This window comes from Lysobacterales bacterium (assembly GCA_016703225.1).
In the GTDB taxonomy this organism is placed as follows: domain Bacteria; phylum Pseudomonadota; class Gammaproteobacteria; order Xanthomonadales; family Ahniellaceae; genus JADKHK01.
On record JADJCM010000002.1, the window covers coordinates 895,537 to 915,182 of the forward strand.

Sequence of the window (19,646 nt, forward strand, 5' to 3'; positions counted from 1 at the left end):
ATAAATATCTCACTATCGCGATGAAAGGATGAAGCGAAGCTAGCGGCGATGGCTGGAGTTGTAAAGCCAGTCACTTGGAGCCGGGCGCCCTCAACCATGCCGGCACGTCACGACTGGCGTGGAGCACGCGCCAGACGTCCACGTGATCGGCTCGCTCGACGTAGAAAATCAGGTAGGGAAATCGCCTCAATGGCCAGAAGCGCAGTCCAGGCAAGTCCAGTGCGCGCGCATAGCGACCTGCTCCGCTTCCGGGATGCGCGCCCAACTGCGAAAAGGCGCGCTCGACGCTATCGACAAACGCCAATGCCAATCCGGCGCCAGCCTCTCCGAGATAGTGCATCGCGGCGGCATCGATATCCGCCTGGGCAAGCGCTCGCGGGCGGACTGGCTTCGCCGCCATCAGCGGGCTTGGTGCCCGATCTTTTCGCGCAAGCCGGCGAAAAACGCGTCGTTGCTGACTGCGGCGGGAGGCGACTGCGCGCCAGCAAGCAGCAGGCCGCGCAGCTGCAGGCGTTCCTGATCGCGCCGGATCAGTTCGCGGACGTATTCACTGCTGGTCCCGAAGCCTCGCTGCGAAACTTGTTCGTCGACGAAGTCCTTCAGCGGGTCGGGGAGCGAGATGTTCATGGTGCCCATGTCGGAATGCTGCGCGTGGTGCCATTTTGGCAAGACCGTCGGTCGAGCAGCACATAACGTCCGGGAATATGGCCAGTCGATCGCGCCATTTCCGCTCCGGGGATGCTCTGGCCTAGCTTGCGGCCATGAGCCAAGCCGCCGTCAGCGCCACTTCGCACCGCCTGTTTCCGCTGTTTGCGGACCTGCGCGGACGCCGCGTGCTGGTGGTCGGCGCCGGCAGCGTGGCGTCGCGCAAGATTGGTGCGCTGCTCGATACCGGGGCGCGGATCGAGGTCGTTGCGCGTGCGGCGAACGCGGAGATCACCCAACTCGCGGCGCGGGGTCGGATCGCCCTGCATCTCGGCGAATTCGCGGAAGCACAGCTTGAGGATGCCTGGCTGGTGATCGCCGCGACCGGCGATGATGCCAGCAACGCCCGCGTTGCCGACGCCGCGGCGGCGCGCCGCGTGTTCGCGAACGTGGTCGATGATGTCGCGCGCTCCGCGGTGCAGTTCCCGGCGGTGGTTCAGCGCGGACGACTGCAGGTCGCGGTGTCTTCGGGCGGCGCCGCCCCGATGCTGGCGCGGCAGGCGCGGGCGCGCATCGAGGCGTTGCTCGACGAGTCGCTCGGTGATCTGGTCGAATTGTTCGAGCGCCACCGCGACGCGATTCGCTCGCGCCTGCGTGATCTTCCGCAACGCCGCCGCTGGTTCGAACGCGTGCTCGCGGGCGTGGTGCCGCGACTGCTGCGGGCGCGCCAGCATGCCGCCGCCGAGATCGCGTTGCAGGACGCGCTGGATGCAGCCGAAGGTGCGGATGCACAGGGTTCCGTGCTGCTGGTCGGCGCCGGCCCCGGCGACGCTGGCCTGCTGACCCTGCGCGCATTGCGGGCATTGAACGAGGCCGACGTGATCCTGCACGACCATCTGGTCGGCGCCGAAATCCTGGCGATGGCGCGGCGTGATGCGCAGATGATCGATGTCGGCAAGCAGGCGCAGGGTGCGCGCGTCGATCAGGCCCGGATCCATCGACTGATGATCGCGCACGCCCGCCGCGGTGCACGCGTGGTGCGGCTCAAGGGTGGCGATCCGTTCGTGTTCGGTCGCGGCGGTGAGGAACTGGAAGCGCTGCAGGCCGCCGGTATCCGCTTCGAAGTGGTGCCTGGCATTACCGCCGCGAATGCCTGCGCCGCCTATGCCGGGATTCCGCTGACGCATCGTGACCACGCGCAATCGGTGCGCCTGGTGACCGCGCATTGCGAGCAGTCGGCCGACCGCCTGGACTGGGCGGGGCTGGCGCAGGACCGGCAGACGCTGGCCTTCTACATGGGCGTGGCCGGCCTCGGGCGCATCCGCGACCGGCTGCTCGCACACGGACGCGCGGCTTCGACGCCGTTCGCGATCGTCGAGAACGGCAGTCGCCCCGAGCAACGCGTAATCACCGGAACGCTGGCGCAACTGCCGGAGATCGCGCGCGCGCATTCGGTGCAGTCGCCGGCGCTGCTGATTCTCGGCGAAGTGGCGGCACTCGCCGAGCGGCTGCACTGGTTCGGCGCGGCGCCGATCGATGGCCGATGTCGACACGCGATCACTACTCAGCCTCCGCTCGAACTCGCCGCTTGAATCCAGAACCACCCGCATCGCAGGAGATCCGCCATGGCCATCTACCACTCCATCCTCGACACCATCGGCAACACGCCCGTGGTCAAGCTGCACCGCATCGCACCGAAGCACGTCGATCTCTACGTCAAGGTCGAGGCCTTCAATCCGGCCGGTTCGGTGCCAAGGTGATCCTGACACCGGCCGCCGAGCGCGGCTCGGGCATGGTCCGCCGCGCCGAGGAACTGGCGCAAAAGCATGGCTGGTTCCTGGCGCGCCAGTTCGAGAATCCGGCCAATCCCGCCTACCACCGCAGCACCACCGCGGCCGAGATCCTGCGCGACTTCGCCGGTCGCAGGCTTGACCATTTCGTGAGCGGCTGGGGCACCGGCGGCACGCTCACCGGCGTCGGCGAAGTGCTCAAGCTGGCGCGCCCGGAAACGCGCATCACCGCCACCGAACCCGCGGGCGCGTCCCTGCTCGGGAGCAACACCTGGGCGCCGCACAAGATCCAGGGCTGGACGCCGGACTTCGTGCCGCAGGTGCTCAATCGCAACGTCGCCGACGAGATCCTTCCGGTCGACGACTTGCTCGCGCGCGACACCGCACGCCGCTTGGCGGCGGAGGAAGGCATCTTCGTCGGACTCTCCGCCGGCGGCACCATCGCCGCGGCGCTGAAGGTGGCCGAGCGCGCCGTGCCCGGCGCCACCATCCTGGCGATGGCCCCGGACACCGGCGAACGCTATCTGTCGACGATCCTGTTCGAAGGCGTGAACGAAGGCTCGGATGACGACTGGCTGGCATCGCTGGACGCGGCCCCGGTTGCCGCGGCGGCGTGAGTCACCGGTTCCCGTCGAGGTAGATCGGCAACTCCGCGCTGCGGCGGTACTCGAAGATCAGATTGGTCTCGATGTGCGCGACCTCGGGCCGCGAGGTCAGCGCCGAGAGGGCGAAGTCGCGCAGGTGGTCGGCGTTGCGCACGCCGACGTGCACCAGGAAATCATTGGCGCCGGCGACGTGATAGAAGGCGATGACCTCGGGCAGGGCGAGCAGGTGGTCGTGCAAGGCGAGCACCTGTTCGCGCAGGTGGCGCGACAGGCGCACCGCCACCATCGCCTGCAGGCCGATGCCGATGCCGGTGGGCGACAATTCGGCGTGGTAGCCCTCGATGATCTTCGCCTCGCGCATGCGGCGGATGCGCTCGAGCGCGGTCGAGGGCGCCACCCCGACCTTTTCCGCGAGGTCCTTGTTCGGCATCCGTGCGTTGTTTCGCAACAGCCGCAGGAGTTCGATGTCGATTCGGTCCAGTTCCATGATTTCGATCATCCGCGAAATAGTATTCGGCGCGTGAACCATAGCGCGACGATCGTTCTAGTGTCATCGGCATCCACCGACCGCGGAGCTGCCATGAACGAGTCCATCGACACCCGTTGCGTCCACGCCGGCCGTGAGGATTTCATTCGCCTCGGGGTGCATGCGCCGCCGATCGACCTGTCGACCACCTATCCGGTGCCGGACCTGGATGTCGGCACCGCCAGCTTCGACGCGCTCGTGGGTGGAGCGGCGAGCGCGGCGAACCCGATCTATGCGCGGCTGCACAATCCGACCGTGGCCCGGGTCGAGAACGCGATCGCGCAGCTCGAGGGCGCCGAAGCCTGCGTCGCCTACGGCTCGGGCATGGCGGCGCTGACCGCGTTGTTGCTGGTCTCGCGCCAGCGTGGCGCGCACATGCTCGCGGTGCGGCCGGTGTACGGCACCAGCGATCACTTGCTGGCGAGCGGGCTCACCGGGATCGAGTGCGAGTTCGTGCGCGCCGACGAGATCGCCGCGCGCATCCGTCCCGACACCGTGCTGGTGCTGATCGAAACCCCGGCCAACCCGACGCTCGACCTGGTCGACATCGCCGCCGTGGTCGCGGCTGCGGGCACGGTGCCGGTGGTGGTCGATTCCAGCTTCGCCACGCCGATCCTGCAGAACCCGCTGGCCTTCGGTGCGCGCTATGCGCTGCACAGCGCGACCAAGTTCCTCGGCGGCCATGGCGATGTGATCGCCGGCGTGATCGCGTGCAGCGAAGCCGACGCCAAGCCGCTGCGCACGATGCGTGCCGCCACCGGCGCACTGCTGCATCCGCTCGCCGCCTACCTGCTGCATCGTGGTCTCAGCACGCTCGCCCTGCGCGTCGAGCGCGCCCAGCGCAACGCGATCGAACTGGCACAGCGGCTGGCGCAGCATGCGGCGGTGCGCAAGGTGTTCTTTCCGGGCCTCGGCACGGTGCGCAACGACGCCGTGCTGAAGACCCAGATGCGAGGCCCCGGCGCGCTGATGGCGCTCGACCTGCACGGCGGCCACGAGGCGGCAGCGGCGGTGATGGGTGCGGTGCGCGTGCTCACGCCGGCGGTCAGCCTCGGTGCGGTCGATACCCTGATCCAGCATCCGGCCGGGCTCACCCATCGCGTGCTCGACGACGCCGCGCGCGCCGAATGCGGCATCACTCCGGGCATGCTGCGCATCTCGGTCGGCATCGAGCACGTAGACGACCTCTGGGCCGACCTGCAGCAGGCGCTCGCGGCGGCCGCGCGGACGACGCGGATGCAGCAGGCGGCGTAGCCCGCGGGCGATGGAGGCTGCCGTAGCGGCAGCCATTGCGCGATGATCCGCAGGTCCCGCCCATGGAGCCCGCATGCATCGCCGACGACCCGAGCAAGCGCCGGTTTCGCGCAAGCCGCAGGCCGCAGTCGCGTGCCTGTTGCTGAGTGCCATCGGTTCGCTGCAGGCGCTGCCCCATGCCACGTTTCGGGTGCAGGTCGATGGCGTGCTCGACGAGTGGCGCGCGCCCTGGTTCGAGCGACAGTGGCAGGAGCTGCAGGCACCAGTCGCGTTGCGCAACCGCGTGCATGCACGCATGGCCTGGACGCTCGACGATTTGCTGATCGCTGCCGAAGTGCAGGATGCAGACCGCATCGACGCGCCCGCCGCGATCGAGGTCGAGCAGTTCCATCAATACGACTCGATCCAGGTCTATCTCGACCCGCTCGGCGATTCGACGCAGCGCATGAACGCTGACGATCTCGATCTGCTGCTGTTGCCCGATGGCCGCTCCGGCGTGTTGCGTGGCGACGAGCTGATCGCCGAGCTGGCCGATGTGCGCGTGCCGCAGCGCCAGGCGGCGCCGCTCAGCCATCGCTATGCGGCGCGGCGCACAGCGCAGGGCTGGGCATTCGAGCTGGCGATTCCGTGGTCCGGCCTCGGCGTGCAGTTGCCACTGGCCGCGCCGATGCATATCGACATCGCGATGAACGACTGGGTGCAGGACCATGCCCCGGCCGCGTCCTCGGCCTTCACTGCGGAGCGCTTGCGCGAGGGCGAAGACACGCCGTCGCTGCCGCCCGCGGCCGAGGTCGGCACGCAGGTTTGGCCGCTGAACTGGAGCGGGGATCGCGACTTCGGTTTTCCGAATCGCTGGCAGTCGCTGCGTTTGGTCGGCGGCCCGACTGCGCTCGAACGCACTTTGCGCACGCTCGGAACCGGTCGCCTGACGGTCGTGGTGGCGGTCCTGCTGGCCGTGGTCGCGCTGACGACGCATTGGCTCGGCCAGCGCCGCGCGGCACGGCACCTGCGGCGCTTGCTCGCGCAGTGGCCGCGGCCGGCGGCGGACGCGCAGTCGGTGGTCGCGTCAGCGGAACCGGGCGTCGCCTTGCCCGGCGTCGTTGACGAGACATCGAGTGCCGCTGCCGACCCACGCGACCGTGCCTTCGCCGAACGGGTGCTGGCACATGTGCGAACGCATCTCGCCAGCGACTTGTCGCCGGCTGCGCTGGCTACGGCGATGCACGTCTCCCTGCGCAGTCTGCAGCGGCGTCTGCGCGATGGCATGGACACCAGCCCGCAGGAACTGGTGCTGGCGGCGCGCCTGGAGGCCGCTTACCAGTTGCTCGCTGCCGGCGGTCTGCGCGTGTCGGAAGTGGCCAGTCGCGTCGGTTTCGAGGACCTGTCGCACTTCTCGCGTCGCTTCCGCGCCGCCTACGGGGTGGCACCGTCGCGACTCGGGGCGGATCGCGCCGACGCCGCCTGATTGGCGCGATCAGGCAAACAAATGGCGCATCCAGCCTAACGGCGCCGACTCGTGGCATCCTGTAATCGTGGTCCTTCCGACGAGGTGACCCGATGCCCGCAGCATTCCGATTCCTGATCTCGTTCGCCGTGTTTGCCTGGTCGCTGGCGGTGACAGCAGTTCCGCCTGCCTTCCCCGGCGCAGAGGGTTTCGGAGCGGTCGCCAGCGGCGGTCGCGGCGGGACGGTGTACTACGTGACCACGCTCGATCCCGATCCGATGGGGGTCATTCCCGGTTCGCTGAACCACGCGCTGCGCCAGAGCGGCCCGCGCTACGTGTTGTTCAAGGTCAGCGGCGTGATCCATGGCATCGGCAACATCGTCCACGGCGACGTGACGATTGCCGGACAAACCTCGCCCGGCGGCGTGATCGTGCGCGGGCTGATCTGCGACGGACACTACGAGCGCAACGACTGCGACAACGTGATTGCACGCCACCTGCGCACGCGCCCAGCCTGGGCCGACCCGCTGCCGCCGGGCGGCGAGCACCTGGACGACGGTCTGCGGCTCGATGGCATCAGCCGCTTCATCTTCGATCATTTCTCGATCGCGCACGCCACCGACGAGGCGGTGCAGGTGTCGTGGGCGTCGCAAGGCACGATCCAGCGCAGCATCATCGCCGAAACCGTCGGCAGCCATGCCGAGTTCGGCGGCATGCTGATCAACTACTCGCATCCCGAGCATCCGCAGAATCAGGTCAGCGTGCTCAAGAACCTGTGGTACCGCATCCGCGGGCGCCTGCCCGAGATCAGCTGCGAGGCGAGCGGGTACGACGGCGACCCGGGCAGCAGCGCCGATTGCCAGGCGCACGCCTACCAGCTCGAAGTGTCGAACAACTACTACCACGATCCCGGGTTCCTGCTCTGGTACAACCGCGATGTCGACCAGAACGCGGGGCTAGGGCCGTATCGGCTGCAGTTCAACCTGGTCGGCAACCGCATGCAGGTGCGCGCCGGACATCCCTACGGCATGGTGCTGCACGACGTGCTCGATGTCGCCGACAACCAGCTCTACGTCAACGACAACCACCTGAGCCCGTACCCGGCTTACCTCGATTACCAGCTGTTCTACTGCTGCAACGATTTCCCGACCGAGGCCCCGAACACCGACCTCGGCGTCGCCATGCGACGCGCGAGTCGGCATGCCTTCGGCGACGTCGCCTACCTCGATGCGACCACGCTCGCTGGCGCGCTGCTCGGCAACACCGGCGCGCTGCCCGCAGACCCGATGGACCGGCGCATCCGCAGCGACGTGGCCGATGGCAGCATCGACCCGACCGCACACGAGACCCCGCTCGCGCTCGATGCCCTGACGCTCGACTTCCCCGCCGGCTCGCCGCCTCCGGCACCCGTCGACAGCGACAACGACGGCATGCCCAACGCGTTCGAGCTGCAACACGCCGCGCTCGGACTGAATCCCAACGTCGCCGACCACAACGGAGCCGCGCTGTCGCTGCCGCTCACCGGCGTCTCCGGCTACACCAACCTCGAGGTGTACCTGAACCTGCTCGCCGACGCGCTGGTCAGCGACACCGGCACGCTGATCTTCGGCAATGGGTTCGAGCAATGAGGTCGGCTTTCGATCGAGTTCCGTTCCGTTGCCGCAGGGTGCAGAGCCGCGCGACGCCATCGATCAGATCAGCGGCTCCTCGATCCAATCCAGTCGTCAGTGCCTTGCCATCAGGACGCTGCAGCGCCCAGCGGTGAAAGGTTGGGCGCGAACGTCGTCAAGAATCGGTCTGCCAGTTTTCAATCGTCAGGCCGGGCACGCGCGAGTATTCCGAAATATTGCGTGTCACCAGGCGCAGCCCAGCGGATCGGGCAATGGCGGCAATTTGGAGGTCATAGGGACCAATGGGCCGGCCCTGTCGCGCCAGTAGCGCGCGAATCTCCCCACAATGTTCGGCCGCGCGATCATCGAAGGGCAGGCTGGGCACGTGGGACGCCAGCTCACGGATGCGCCCCTGGTTCTCGGTGACGCGCTGGCTGTTGCACGCGCCAAACCACAACTCCGACCATACTGGCGCGCAGAGATACAGGGACTCGATACCCACGCGACGCACGCCCGCCACGACTTCTGGATTGCTTTTCAGCAGGGCGATCCAGACATTGGTATCGAGCACGAAGCCGGTCATTCAAGCGCCTCGCGCGGCAGATCGCCCGCCCACCCGGAATCGTCGATGTCATCGGGAAAGTCATCGCCAATGCTGCCGGCGAAGCGTTGGAGGAACGCATCGGTTGCCAATCCGGGATTGGCAGCGCGCTGAATGGCATAGCGATTCTCGAGCCACGCGATGAAATCGAGTGTTTCCCGTTGCAGGTCGGTAGGCAGCGCCCGGGCATGGGCGTAGATCGTCTCAGGTAGATTCATCTCAGGACTCCTTGCTTCATGCCGCTGCTGCGTCGCATTGCGGCGGCGCGCTCGAGCGCCGCAAGCGCCAGCGACTGCGGGTGCATCATCGAACGCCGGCGATTCATTCTAGGGATCGGGGCGCGTGCCTGCCAGCGACTGCAACCATCGGGGCTGCGCGGGCATGCGATCTCGGCACCGCAGTTCGAACTTCCTGAATCGGGTGTTTGGCGTGATGATCGGCGACGCTTCGGGAGCACACATGAGCAAGGACTGGGACAGCTATCGCTGCGAGATTGACGGCAAGCCGGCGGCGGTGTTCGTGGACATGGGCATTGCCGAGGATGTGCCGGTCGAGCGACTGCCCCTGGCCGCTTGGGTGCAGGTGGCGATGCTGCGGGCGGATGCGGACGGCCCGGCGGATGCGGAGGAGGGCGCGCGCCTGGATGCGATCGAGGCGGCGTTGAAGGCACGGCTGGTGTCGAAGGCCACTGCTTATGTCGGGCGTGTGGCCAGTGGCGGGCGCTGCGATTTTTACTTCTACACCGCAGCCGCGAAGGGCTGGAAAGAGCAGGTCGCGAATGCGCTGGCGGCGTTCCCTGACTGCAGGTTCCAGTGCGGTTCGCGTCCGGATCGCGAGTGGGGCATCTATCTCGAGCGACTGAGTCCGTCGGACGAAGATCTGGAGCGCCTGCGCAATCGGCGCATGTGCGACTCGCTGCAGCAGGGCGGCGATCGCCTCGACCGCGAGCGGCCGATCGAACACTGCGCCTACTTCCCGGATGTCGACGCGCGCGCCGAGTTCGTGCTGCGCGCCAACGCGCTCGGCTTTCGCGCGATCGAGATGATCGATCCGGAAGAGCGCGGCGACCAGTTCGGCGTGCGCGTGTCCGCCCTCGGCATTCCGTCCCATCGCAACATCGACGCGCTCACGCTACCGCTGTATCACGCTGCCTGCGAATGCGACGGCGACTACGAGGGCTGGGAGACGCAGGTCGTGGGCTGCAGCTCGGCGTGATGACTGGCTAGAATCCGCGGCCGCCACGGAAGACACCCACGGAGATTCGCCATGCGCCTGCTGTTCCCGATCCTTGCACTGCTGGCAGCGGTCACGGTTCACGCCGTCGAATTGCGCAACGAGTTGGGCCAAGACCAGCGCAGCGAGACGATCCGGGTCGAAATCGACGGGCACGAGGTCGGGGTGCTGCGCGTGGACGGCAAGCGCAAACAGGCCGGCCTGGACTTGTCGCTTCCCGGCGATCAACACCGCTATCGGCTGAGTGGCGAAGCGGTCATGAACGACGGCAGCCGCGTCGCGATTGCCGGCGGGGGACTGATCCTGCGCACGGCGGCGATGGATCGAATCGGCCAGGCCAAGGACGCCATGCAGGCCATCGCCGTGTATGAGGCGGTGCTGACCGACCTGCACGCTGCCGCGCCCGAGTTTCCGATCGAGAACCTGCGCATCCACTGGGGCGGCGTTGCGAGCATGTCGGCGCTGGTCAGCGCCGAACGCCGCCTGCGCCGCTCATTGCCGAAGGCCTATCGCGACTTCGTGCTCGCGCACGGCAGTCTGCACATCGGCAGCGCCAGTCAACCGGGCGCGGCGCTGCTGGCGCCCGCAGCGGTGGTCACGTTGGAAGAGTACGCACTGGCCAAGGCCCGCGACAACGACACCGACGCGGAACTGATCGAGGCCGGCCGCCGCTTCATCGGCAAGCGCTTCGCCGACGCTCGCCGCGACCTCGTGCTCGACTACTGGGAGGACGAATATCCGTCGGTGCTGCGCGCCTCGGGGCGCTGTGGTCCCGGCGAGTTGCCCTATGCCTTTCCGGAATCGCAGTGGGAAGTGCTGCTGTCCAGCCACCTCGAAGACAATCCGTTCGCGGCCATGATCAGCTACGAGGACGACATCGTCGGCGAGACCCAGTGCATGGGTTTTGAACGCCAGCTGGCCCTTTCCTTGCACGATCACCTTTATGAGGAGGCCGACGACGTGCTCTATCTGCTCGGCGATCAGGAAGAGGCGATCGGTTTCGAGCGCGGCGATATCGATGGCTCGGAGCAAGGCCTGTGGTTCCACTTCGACGAAGTCGACGAGTGACGCTGGCGCACTTGCGCATCCGGGTGCAGCCGCTAACATGCGCGCCCGGCGCGGGACTGCCCGCGTGTCTCCTCCCCCCAGGAACACGTGCGACCGCGATAGAACGGTAGGCGCCGATTTCTTCCCCTGAGGTTGCTGCGATGGCTGTGACACCTGTTTGCCCGAGTTGCGGCAACGACAACACCTATGCCGATGGCGATCTGCTGGTCTGCGCCGAGTGCGGCCATGAGTGGAGCCCCGGCGCTGCCAGTGCCGGCCTCGACGACACCGTGCGCATCGTGCGCGATGCCAACGGCAGCGTGCTCGCCGACGGCGACAGCGTGGTGCTGGTCAAGGACCTCAAGGTCAAGGGCGCATCCTCGCCACTGAAGATGGGCACGCGCATCAAGAACATCCGCATCGTCGACGGCGACCACGAGATCGACTGCAAGACCGACCTCGGGCCGATGCTGCTCAAGGCGGAGTTCCTGAAGAAGGTCTAGCCGCGCGCGCTTTCATCCACGCCGGCATTCAGTTCGGCGAACACGGAATGAAACAGCGCGCATCGCTGCAGTGCCCGATACAACGCGCCCAGCGCGTCGCGCTGTTCGTCCACCGCGGCTTCGCCGTGGCGCGCGCCCATGCGCGCCAGCGTTTCGGCCACGTTCATTCCGGCGAACATGCACACCAGCATCTCGAGCGCGGTGGCATTGAAGTCGATGCCGATCAGGTTCGGGTAGCGCTCGGTATTGCCGCTGATCTCGGCGATCCAGGTGCACACCTGCGCGATCGGATCGGCACAGCCCGTCTCGCGTTGCACCAGGCGCAGCAACTCCGCGCGGTCGAACACGTTCAGCAGCAGCGCGAGCAGGAAGCGATGCTCGCGCGCGTGCAGCTTGCGCCGACAGTCGATGATGGTGCGGCTGAGCAGGTCGTTGTGCGCCGCCCTGGCCAGCAACTCGCGCTCGGCCGCCGGCAGTTGCGTGCACAGTTCGGCCAGGCGCCGCGCTGCGTCCACGTCGGCACTGACCTGGATCTGCTCCGAGACCAGCGCATAGGCCAGGAACAGGTCGCAGCGCGGCAGGACGTGCGCCAGATGCGCCTGGAAGGCGTCGCCGTCGAGCACGCGCAACATGCGCAGGTACTGCAGCTTGCGGATGGTCGGTGCATGCTTGTGGAAGGGGTCGTGCGCCAGGCCGGGCCAGCGGTAGTCGTACTGCACTTCGGCTTCGGGGTCGTCGGTGATGGTGCGGATCACGATCGTCAGCGACGGTCGGATCATGTGAAACAGCGCATGGATCAGGGTGTCGCCGCGCCGGATCACGCGCGTGTCGCCGGTGCGCAGCACTTCGATGTCGAGCAGCTCCAGTTCGCCCGCGATCGCGCGTTGCCTGGGCTCGGGGGATTGCCATGGTTTGAAGCGGTAGCGGCTGTGGATGCTCGATCCCTGCAACACATGGAAGGCGCCGCAGAAGGCGTGCTGGTGGATGCTGGTGGTGCCGTCGAGCCAGGTCAGCACCGAGATGTCGAAGTGCGTGCCGTTGTACAGCGACAACGGCGGCTCGGCGAAGCGTGCATCGAGGTCGGCCTGTTTGCAGAGATTGTCTGCGCCCAGCACGTAGTCGATCAGGTCGGCCTGGCTGATGTGCGCGGACGGATTGTGCTCGTCGAGCTTGGCCAGCGCGACTTGCTCCAGGCCGGCATAGATCGCCTCGCGCGATTCGCCGAGCGTGGCGGCGATATCGTCGCCCAGGCGCCGGAAGAACGCTTCGACGCGATGCATCGAAGCTGTTTCGGTCACGTCATCACCCCGTCGTATTCGGCATCGACGAAGTGGAACAGCAGCGAGCCGGAACGATGGCCGGCGGGCAGCGCATCGCGACAGTGCAACAGCTCGCGGCCCTGGAAAATCAGCGCGTCGCCGATGCGTTGATGCAGGCGGTGCAGGGTGCCATCGCGCCCCTTCACCTGCAGCGCCCAGGGCGAGCGACCGGCGTCGTCGAGCGGCGCGTAATCGATCAGCAGGGTGATGGTGTACTCGCAGGGCGGGCGGTCGTTGTGCCACTTCAAGTCGCCGCCTTCGAGGTAGAGCGAGACGAAGGAGTACGAGGGCTTGGTGCGGCGCCCGACCAATTGCGACACGCGCTCGTTCAACTGGTCATGCCAGAAGTCCGCGACCGGATGGCTGTGCGCGACATGGCGGCGGCAGCCGCGATCCTGGTCCAGCGCCATGAAGCCCTCGGCCGCCAGTGCCCAGTAGTAGCGCGCCAGTTCGGCCACGTGCGATGCCGGCAGCAGGTCGGCGAGTTCGACGAAACCTTCGCACGCGAAGAAGTCGCGGGTTTCCTGGGTGTCGAGTTCGACCGGCGCCTGGTCGTCGGTTGCTTGCCGCAGCGACTCGCTGGCCAGCACCGGCGCCCACACGCTGCCGTGGTGGTGCGGCAGGAACTGCAGCGGCAGCTCCGCCCAGTCCGCTGGCAAGCGAAATCCGCGACTGCGCACCGGCTCGCCGCAGGCCGCTGCGGCTGCATGCCGTGCCAGCGCTGGCTGGCCGTTGGCATGCACGGTCGCAGCGAGTTCGTAATGCACCGGCCGCGGCAGCGCATCCGCCGGCGCCAGCAGCCCGATCTGCCGCAGCTCGGCTACGGCCTGCTCGGACAGTTGCTCGACCGCCTCGCCGCGAATCAACGCCGCCGCAAGGAACCCATGCGCCTCCGGCAAATCGACCGGATCCACCACACGCGCCGAATACTGCGCTCCCTTGACCGGCGCCCGCACCAAGAACAAGGGCGGCTCGGAGCCGCCCTGAACACTGATGCTGGCGCATGGGTTGAGGGCCAACCCGAGCGAGGATAGGTGCATGGAATCGGGCGGGTGCGGTCAGGATTGAACGGGCGCTGGTCCGGGCGTCGGGCGGGGTGCGGGCCCCGGAACCTGAGGGGCAGCCATGATCGAGGCATCGACGGGTTTGGCCATGCGCTGCAATTGGTCGATCAACGATGGTGGTACTGAAACCGCCGATCCTGCTTTGACGATGGAATTCATTGCGCTCTCCCTCGGTTCTTGAACTGCGACGGAATGCCGCAGCGCTGCCGAGCCTACGGTTCGAGCCGTTGCGCGTCAATTGACGACTCTCTATGGTTCCGGAACCACCACACCCTCGATTCGCATGCGCCCGCGAAAGCTGCTCCTGCTCGCACTGCTGATGTCCGCTCCGGCGCAGGTGATCGCGTCGGAGGCGGGCGTTCATCCGGCGCGAACGTGGGACATCCAGCAGATCCGCTTGGGCGACGACTACCCAGACCCTCCCTTCTTCGCGTTGGCCCAGTCGCAAAGCGGGCTGATCTACGCCAGCGATCGGCGCGGCGTGCTCGAGTTTGATGGTCTGCAGTGGCGAAGACTCCCGCTCGACATCAACTCTGCCATTACCGTGCTTGGCGTTACTCGGTCTGGAACGCTGGTCATGGGCGGCGCCGAAACGATTCTTGCGGTCGAAGATCCCGGCCGCTCCAATCGAGCGGTTGATGTGGGCAAACTGCTTTCCGACAAGCTGCGCGGTGTCGGTGAATTCTGGGAGTTTGCCGAAGACCCTTCGCAATGGTGCCTGCGGTCCACTGCCCTGTTGGTATGCCGTCGGGGACAAGAATTCGTTACCTACCCAGCCCGCTCTGGATTCGGCAGGTTGTTTCAGGGGCGGAGCGGCATTTTCGTTGACGTGGATGAAGTCGGTCTCAGTCTTGTGACCTCGCGTGGCCCCGAGGTCATTCCGGGTGGTGAGGGGTTCATTCGGGCCGGATTGCAGTCCTTGGTCGAGTTCCCAGATGGGACCTTTGTGGCCGTTACCAACGAACAGCACGGGTTTTGGCACTGGCGTTCCGGCCAAACGCCATCGATACGCGAGCATCTGTCCCGCGATCAAGTAGCCAAGCCAAAAGGCATTGGCTGGAACGTGGCGCGAGAACGGATTGCACTTCCCGAAGACAACGGTGGTGTGGCCATTCTGGATACCCAGGGACATCTCGTCGACCGTATCGACCCGATCGATCTGGGCGTTGGAACAGGCGCGCAGGCGCTGATGGTCGACCGCGAGGGGGCGCTGTGGATCGCCTGGAGGAGCGCGATTTCCCGAGTGGAGTATCCGTCAAGGATGCGCGTCTTCGCGTTGCCTCCGAGCTTGTTCGGTCAGTCAATGGTGCTGTCGCGGACGAAGTTGGGAATCACCGCGTTTCATGGCAATACCGTGCGGGCCCTGCAGCAAACAGCCGGCACGAAGCGCTGGGAGTTCCAACCGCATGGAGAACCCAGACCCTCGATCCTGATGATCCAATCGATCGACGGCTATGATCTCGTTGGTACGGCTGGCGGCATTGGGTCATTGCAGGAGGAGACACTGGCACTTCCAGCCGACCTTGTGTTTTCGGCCGCGCCGGCGATGGGCAGCGAGACCGGCATTTGGACGGGTCTCCGCAATGGCGTTGCGAGACTGACGCGCGCTGGCCCCGCGTGGATCGAGATCAGCCGGAGCTCCAGGGTTTCGTTCGACGTGGTTTCGGTTATGCAGTCCGATCCACAAACGCTCTGGCTTGGCTCACTGGTTGGCCGCGCCGCTCGGGTTCGCCTCGGAATGGACGGTTCGTTGCAGGGAGCCGAAATCGACGAGTTCGATCAGTCCGCTGGTCTGCCGAAAGCCACCATCTCATTGGAGCAAGTCGGCCAGCAGATCTTCTTCTGGGCGCAGGGCGGGCACTTCTACGAGTTCCGTGACGGCACCTTTCATCCGAGCCGGATCGTGCCGGCTGAGGAATCGGGACCGATCAACGAGGTTAAGCGGATCGACGAAGCGCAGCTGCTGGTGAGCAGTCCGAACAGCCGCTTGCGCTTGCTGCGGCGGGACATCACCGGCGTCTATCGGCACCAGCCGAGCATCTTCGACGAGATCGCGAGCGTGGAGAAGACGCGCTCGATGCACGTCGATCCCGACGGCATCGTCTGGCTGGCGCAGGATTCCAAGGTCGTGCGCATCGATCCGAAGATGGAGGTGCCGAAGCCGACGCCGCAGCAAGTCCTGATCCGCGACCTCTCCGTGGGCGACCGCAGCCTGCTCGGCGGGCGCGGCGGGCCCACTACCGCGCAGCTGGATGCGGGCGCGAGCCTGCGTGTCGAATTCACGCTGCCGAGCTACCGCGCGCCCGAACTGAATCGCTTCCGTTCGCGCATTCGCCATGCGGGCGAGGGCAGCGAGTGGAGCGGCTGGAGCAACGAAACGCGACGCGACTTCACCAACCTGCCCGCGGGCGAGCTGTTGTTCGAGGTCGAGGCCGAGGACGCTGCCGGCGTCAGCGGCGGCGTGGCTTCGGTGCCGATCACCGTGATCGCGCCCTGGTACCAGCGCGGCTGGGCGATCGTCGCGTTCAGCGTCGCCGGCCTGCTGCTGATCGCCATCGGCGTGCAATGGCGCGTGCGTGCGCTGCGCATGCGCGGCGTCGAGCTGGAGCGCTTGGTCATGATCAAGACCGATGCCTTGCAGGTCGCCGCCAACACCGACCCGTTGACCGGGTTGTGGAATCGCCATCGCTTCGGGCAGTGGCTGCGCAAGGAGATGATCGACCTCAACGCCAAGGCCGTGGTCGCGCCCGCGGAGGAGCCGGTCGACCTGATCGTCTGCGTGATCGATCTGGACCACTTCAAGCGCGTCAACGATCAGCACGGCCACGCCGCCGGCGACCTGGTGCTGAAGGCGGTGGCTGATCGGCTGCAAGGCTGCAGGCGCCCGAACGACCTGATCTTCCGTTTCGGCGGCGAGGAATTCGTTTACCTCGGCACGCAGCGCCATCGCGACGAAGGCGCGCAGCTGGCCGAGTCGCTCGTGCGCGAGATCGCGCAGGTTCAGGTCGAGCTGGAAGGCGGCGTGCTGCTCGACCCGACCGCATCGGTTGGCTGGTCGGTGTATCCGCTCTATCGCGAGCGCGCCGACCTGTTCAGCCTCGACTTCGTGCTGGGCATCGCTGATCGCGCGCTCTACATCGCCAAGCGCGACGGCCGCAATCGTGCTTGCGGCTTTCTTCCGAACCTGCCGGTCGACGAGATCGACCGCACCCAGGCCGACTGGCGCGCCCAGGTCCTGCACCGACATCCCGATTTCCTCAGGCAGGCGTGAGCGCCGGACCCAATGGAGTTGCTGCTGACCGGTGCGTCATGTGGCGGAGAGAAAAGAGGCCACTGGGACCAATGGCACTTCCTTAAGCCCAGAAGCGCTGTTCAATCAACAGGTTAAGGGAGTGGGCTGAGAGCCTCACGGCGGGTACTCTGCAGATGTCTAAACCGCTGAGTGCACTGAGAGGATCAGCCCTGATGCAGACTACCAAAAAAACGCCTGTACGCAGCCATTGAGCAGCAGCGCCTGCTGTTGCAAGCGGGTGCGCGTGGTCGGCTTTTGGGCGTGTTGTCGAGCAGCGGGCTCGACGACGTGGTCGCTCAGCACTGCGGCAGACACCGCCAGCGCGTTTTTCCGCCTGGCGTCACCTTGGGGCTGTTGGTCGAGCAAGTGATGAATGTCGACGCTGCCTGCCAGGATGTTGTGGGGCGTTACCTGAGCGAGCGAACCGCATTGGGGCTGGCACCGAATGGGCTGGGAACGAGCTCGTATTGCAAGGCGCGCCAGCGATTGCCGCTGGCGCTGATCCAGGACTGCGCAGCCGAGGTTGCGACCATCGCAGCGCGAGCACTGTCGCCAGCGGCGCGCTGGCGGGGGGCGAGAGATCAAGCTGATCGATGGCACTGGCGTCTCGATGCCGGACACACCCAGCCTGCAGGCCGCGTTTCCGCAGAGTCGCAGCCAGGCGCCAGGTGTAGGCTTTCCGCACGCGCTGATCGTCGGCGTGATCTCGCTCGGGTCGGGATGTGTCACCGATTGGACCATAACGGCGGCTCAAGGCAAGCGTAACGGGGAGTGCAGCCAGCTATGGAACTTGCTGGATCACTTCGCGCCTGGCGAGGTGGTAATCGCCGACCGCGCTTACTGTTCGTACTTCTTGCTGGCTGCCCTTTCGCTGCGAGGCATCGATTTCGTGATGCGCGAACACGGTGCACGCAAGAATGCCTCCGCCTACAGCGAAGTGCTGGGGAGTAACGATCGCCTCCTGGTGTGGTCGCGCCCAACTCGTCCGAGTTGGATGTCGCAGGCGACATACGATGCCGTACCGGAAGCGATGTGTGTGCGTGAAGTGCGCGATGGTGAACGGCTGATTGTCACCAGCCTGCGCGACCCGAGCGAGGTGTCCGCCGACGAGGTTGCCTGGCTCTACACCCAGCGCTGGCACATCGAACTGGATTTCCGCAGCATCAAGTGCGTGATGGAGATGGACGTGCTGCGCTGCAAGTCGCCGGACATGGTGCGCAAGGAAGTCGCTGCGCACTTGCTTGCCTACAACCTGATCCGTGTCGCCATGGGCGAAGCGGCGCGTCCCGAAGGTTTGGACCTACGCCAGCTCAGCTTCGCCGCCGCGCGCCGCGCCGCCGCGATGTACCAGAGCAATGTCCGCAACAACGCGACCACGAAGAACTGCGCTGCGGCGCGATTCCTGATGCTGCAGCAAATCAGCTACTGGCGCATCCCGGATCGGCCGGGCCGAATCGAACCCCGCGCGGTCAAGCGAAGACCCAAGCCACGAGCACTTCTGACTGAGCCGAGGCAACGCGCGAGGGTCCGGATCGTCAAGCAGCAAGCCACGTTACGCGCCGCTGTGGCTTAAGGAAGCGCCATTGTGCTCTGACCCCGTTTTCGACCCCGCTTACTGCCTGTCTCATAAATAATGCAATACTGCACACCTGTTCCACGAAGGAGTACGGGTGTGGCACGACCAACAGGATCGGCAGAACTGATCGAAGCGCGGCGGCACCAAGCGCTGCGCTTGCTGGACCAAGGTTACTCGCTGGCTGAGGTTGGCCGCATGATCGACTCCGCACCCAGTTCCGTGATGCGCTGGCGCGATGCTCGAACACAAGGTGGCAGTCAGGCGCTGAAGGTGCGTCCGACGCCGGGTCGACCGCCGACACTGACCCACACGCAGCAGCAGCGCATCATCAAGCGACTGATGAAGGGTGCCATGGCCAACGGGTTCACCACAGAACTGTGGACCACCAGCCGGGTGGCGACGGTCATTCAGCAGTGTTGCAAGGTTCAATTCCACCGCAGTCACGTCGCCCGCCTGCTGCATGACTTTGGCTTCAGTTGCCAGAAGCCCGAACGCCGGGCACTGGAGCGGGATGAAGCACGCATTGAAGAGTGGAAGCGCAAGGACTGGCCGCAGGTAAAAAAAACGCTGCGCGGCTGGGTGCGCACATCGTCTTTGTCGACGAATCCGGCTTCATGTTGACTCCGACTGTTCGACGTACTTGGGCACTCGGGTCAGACCCCGGTTATTCGCCACCGCTACAACCATGCCCGGATCTCGGTGATCGGGGGCCTGTCGATCAGCCCCCAGCGCACGCGGCTCGGGTTCTACTTTAGGCCCCACGCCAAGAATATCTCCGCTGATGAAGTGGAAGACTTCCTTTGGTATCTGCTCAAGCATCTGCGTGGCCATGTCTTTGTGGTTTGGGATGGCGCCTCGATCCATAACCCCAAGGCACTGCAAGGCTTCTGTCGCAAATATCCGCGGCTGCATCTGGAGAAATTGCCGGCCTACGCGCCGGAACTCAACCCGATCGAAGCCGCGTGGCATGCAATCAAGCATCCGCTGGCCAACGGCCGGCCTGACAGCATCTCGGAACTTGGTGATGCACTGGTTGCAAGCTTGCGAAAGACCCGAGCCTCGCAACGCGTGATGCGAGGCTGTGTCACGCAATCTGATTTGCCCATTTTTTTGCATTGAACATTGCATTCTTTATGA

Annotated in this window: 18 protein-coding genes and 1 pseudogene; 12 read left to right on the forward strand and 7 right to left on the reverse strand. The window is 66.0% G+C overall.

Translation table 11 applies throughout. The features are described 5' to 3' along the window. Positions 1-70: 70 nt before the first annotated feature. Positions 71-400, reverse strand: coding sequence for a type II toxin-antitoxin system RelE/ParE family toxin (locus IPG63_12870; protein ID MBK6728132.1), 330 nt, complete (start codon positions 398-400; stop codon positions 71-73). Next, a complete protein-coding gene (locus tag IPG63_12875; protein ID MBK6728133.1) occupies positions 400-636 on the reverse strand; it encodes a type II toxin-antitoxin system ParD family antitoxin in 237 nt (78 codons plus the stop codon). Before IPG63_12875 ends, IPG63_12870 begins: the two co-directional genes overlap by 1 nt. A gap of 125 nt (positions 637-761) precedes the next feature. Here IPG63_12875 and cobA point away from each other — a divergent pair, with 125 nt between their 5' ends. Continuing rightward, complete coding sequence (gene cobA / locus IPG63_12880) at positions 762-2,237, forward strand: uroporphyrinogen-III C-methyltransferase (GenBank protein ID MBK6728134.1); 1,476 nt, start codon at positions 762-764, stop codon at positions 2,235-2,237. Positions 2,238-2,270: 33 nt separating this feature from the next. After that, positions 2,271-3,052, forward strand: a pseudogene (locus IPG63_12885) (pyridoxal-phosphate dependent enzyme). 1 nt (position 3,053) lies between these two features. Here IPG63_12885 and IPG63_12890 read toward each other — a convergent pair. Next, on the reverse strand, positions 3,054-3,527 hold the full coding sequence (locus IPG63_12890) for an Lrp/AsnC family transcriptional regulator (protein MBK6728135.1): 474 nt from the start codon (positions 3,525-3,527) through the stop codon (positions 3,054-3,056). A gap of 93 nt (positions 3,528-3,620) precedes the next feature. Here IPG63_12890 and IPG63_12895 point away from each other — a divergent pair, with 93 nt between their 5' ends. From IPG63_12895 to IPG63_12905, 3 genes are all read left to right on the forward strand, one after another. Continuing rightward, entirely contained in the window at positions 3,621-4,820 is a 1,200-nt protein-coding gene (locus tag IPG63_12895) for a PLP-dependent transferase (protein ID MBK6728136.1), read from the forward strand. Positions 4,821-4,893: 73 nt separating this feature from the next. Beyond that, positions 4,894-6,285 (forward strand): helix-turn-helix domain-containing protein, encoded by a 1,392-nt coding sequence (locus tag IPG63_12900; GenBank protein MBK6728137.1) that lies wholly within the window; start codon positions 4,894-4,896, stop codon positions 6,283-6,285. Between the two features lie 92 nt (positions 6,286-6,377). Beyond that, complete coding sequence (locus IPG63_12905; GenBank protein MBK6728138.1) at positions 6,378-7,892, forward strand: hypothetical protein; 1,515 nt, start codon at positions 6,378-6,380, stop codon at positions 7,890-7,892. 157 nt (positions 7,893-8,049) lie between these two features. Here IPG63_12905 and IPG63_12910 read toward each other — a convergent pair whose 3' ends face one another. Further along, positions 8,050-8,457 carry a type II toxin-antitoxin system VapC family toxin gene (locus IPG63_12910; GenBank protein ID MBK6728139.1) on the reverse strand — a complete coding sequence of 136 codons (408 nt, stop codon included), beginning with the start codon at positions 8,455-8,457 and terminating at the stop codon, positions 8,050-8,052. Continuing rightward, positions 8,454-8,693 carry a DUF2281 domain-containing protein gene (locus IPG63_12915; GenBank protein MBK6728140.1) on the reverse strand — a complete coding sequence of 80 codons (240 nt, stop codon included), beginning with the start codon at positions 8,691-8,693 and terminating at the stop codon, positions 8,454-8,456. Before IPG63_12915 ends, IPG63_12910 begins: the two co-directional genes overlap by 4 nt. Before the next feature lie 241 nt (positions 8,694-8,934). On the opposite strand from IPG63_12915, the gene IPG63_12920 reads away from it, so the two are divergent. The 3 genes from IPG63_12920 to IPG63_12930 all read left to right on the forward strand — a co-directional run bounded on the left by IPG63_12920 (position 8,935) and on the right by IPG63_12930 (position 11,258). Next, the gene (locus tag IPG63_12920; GenBank protein MBK6728141.1) at positions 8,935-9,690 is read left to right on the forward strand and encodes a DUF695 domain-containing protein; all 756 of its coding nucleotides are present in this window, start codon (positions 8,935-8,937) and stop codon (positions 9,688-9,690) included. A gap of 51 nt (positions 9,691-9,741) precedes the next feature. Next, positions 9,742-10,776, forward strand: coding sequence for a hypothetical protein (locus IPG63_12925; protein ID MBK6728142.1), 1,035 nt, complete (start codon positions 9,742-9,744; stop codon positions 10,774-10,776). A 140-nt stretch (positions 10,777-10,916) separates the two neighbouring features. Continuing rightward, positions 10,917-11,258, forward strand: a complete 342-nt coding sequence (locus tag IPG63_12930) for an alkylphosphonate utilization protein (GenBank protein ID MBK6728143.1) — start codon at positions 10,917-10,919, stop codon at positions 11,256-11,258. Here the strand turns inward: IPG63_12930 and IPG63_12935 are convergent. Then, positions 11,255-12,556, reverse strand: coding sequence for a hypothetical protein (locus IPG63_12935; GenBank protein ID MBK6728144.1), 1,302 nt, complete (start codon positions 12,554-12,556; stop codon positions 11,255-11,257). The two genes, IPG63_12930 and IPG63_12935, sit on opposite strands and share 4 nt — an antisense overlap. Further along, positions 12,553-13,542, reverse strand: coding sequence for a hypothetical protein (locus tag IPG63_12940; protein ID MBK6728145.1), 990 nt, complete (start codon positions 13,540-13,542; stop codon positions 12,553-12,555). Before IPG63_12940 ends, IPG63_12935 begins: the two co-directional genes overlap by 4 nt. A gap of 382 nt (positions 13,543-13,924) precedes the next feature. On the opposite strand from IPG63_12940, the gene IPG63_12945 reads away from it, so the two are divergent. The 4 genes from IPG63_12945 to IPG63_12960 all read left to right on the forward strand — a co-directional run bounded on the left by IPG63_12945 (position 13,925) and on the right by IPG63_12960 (position 19,628). Beyond that, positions 13,925-16,912 carry a diguanylate cyclase gene (locus tag IPG63_12945; GenBank protein ID MBK6728146.1) on the forward strand — a complete coding sequence of 996 codons (2,988 nt, stop codon included), beginning with the start codon at positions 13,925-13,927 and terminating at the stop codon, positions 16,910-16,912. A gap of 544 nt (positions 16,913-17,456) precedes the next feature. Then, the gene (locus IPG63_12950) at positions 17,457-18,506 is read left to right on the forward strand and encodes an IS4 family transposase (protein MBK6728147.1); all 1,050 of its coding nucleotides are present in this window, start codon (positions 17,457-17,459) and stop codon (positions 18,504-18,506) included. Between the two features lie 99 nt (positions 18,507-18,605). Beyond that, entirely contained in the window at positions 18,606-19,130 is a 525-nt protein-coding gene (locus IPG63_12955) for a transposase (GenBank protein ID MBK6728148.1), read from the forward strand. A gap of 6 nt (positions 19,131-19,136) precedes the next feature. Next, positions 19,137-19,628, forward strand: coding sequence for a transposase (locus tag IPG63_12960; GenBank protein MBK6728149.1), 492 nt, complete (start codon positions 19,137-19,139; stop codon positions 19,626-19,628). Positions 19,629-19,646 lie beyond the last annotated feature (18 nt).

Bases quoted from the DNA above. Each gene is read 5' to 3' on its own strand.
- IPG63_12870 (MBK6728132.1), bottom strand. From the start codon at position 400: ATGGCGGCGAAGCCAGTCCGCCCGCGAGCGCTTGCCCAGGCGGATATC.
- IPG63_12875 (MBK6728133.1), bottom strand. From the start codon at position 636: ATGGGCACCATGAACATCTCGCTCCCCGACCCGCTGAAGGACTTCGTC.
- cobA (MBK6728134.1), top strand. From the start codon at position 762: ATGAGCCAAGCCGCCGTCAGCGCCACTTCGCACCGCCTGTTTCCGCTG.
- IPG63_12890 (MBK6728135.1), bottom strand. From the start codon at position 3,527: ATGGAACTGGACCGAATCGACATCGAACTCCTGCGGCTGTTGCGAAAC.
- IPG63_12895 (MBK6728136.1), top strand. From the start codon at position 3,621: ATGAACGAGTCCATCGACACCCGTTGCGTCCACGCCGGCCGTGAGGAT.
- IPG63_12900 (MBK6728137.1), top strand. From the start codon at position 4,894: ATGCATCGCCGACGACCCGAGCAAGCGCCGGTTTCGCGCAAGCCGCAG.
- IPG63_12905 (MBK6728138.1), top strand. From the start codon at position 6,378: ATGCCCGCAGCATTCCGATTCCTGATCTCGTTCGCCGTGTTTGCCTGG.
- IPG63_12910 (MBK6728139.1), bottom strand. From the start codon at position 8,457: ATGACCGGCTTCGTGCTCGATACCAATGTCTGGATCGCCCTGCTGAAA.
- IPG63_12915 (MBK6728140.1), bottom strand. From the start codon at position 8,693: ATGAATCTACCTGAGACGATCTACGCCCATGCCCGGGCGCTGCCTACC.
- IPG63_12920 (MBK6728141.1), top strand. From the start codon at position 8,935: ATGAGCAAGGACTGGGACAGCTATCGCTGCGAGATTGACGGCAAGCCG.
- IPG63_12925 (MBK6728142.1), top strand. From the start codon at position 9,742: ATGCGCCTGCTGTTCCCGATCCTTGCACTGCTGGCAGCGGTCACGGTT.
- IPG63_12930 (MBK6728143.1), top strand. From the start codon at position 10,917: ATGGCTGTGACACCTGTTTGCCCGAGTTGCGGCAACGACAACACCTAT.
- IPG63_12945 (MBK6728146.1), top strand. From the start codon at position 13,925: ATGCGCCCGCGAAAGCTGCTCCTGCTCGCACTGCTGATGTCCGCTCCG.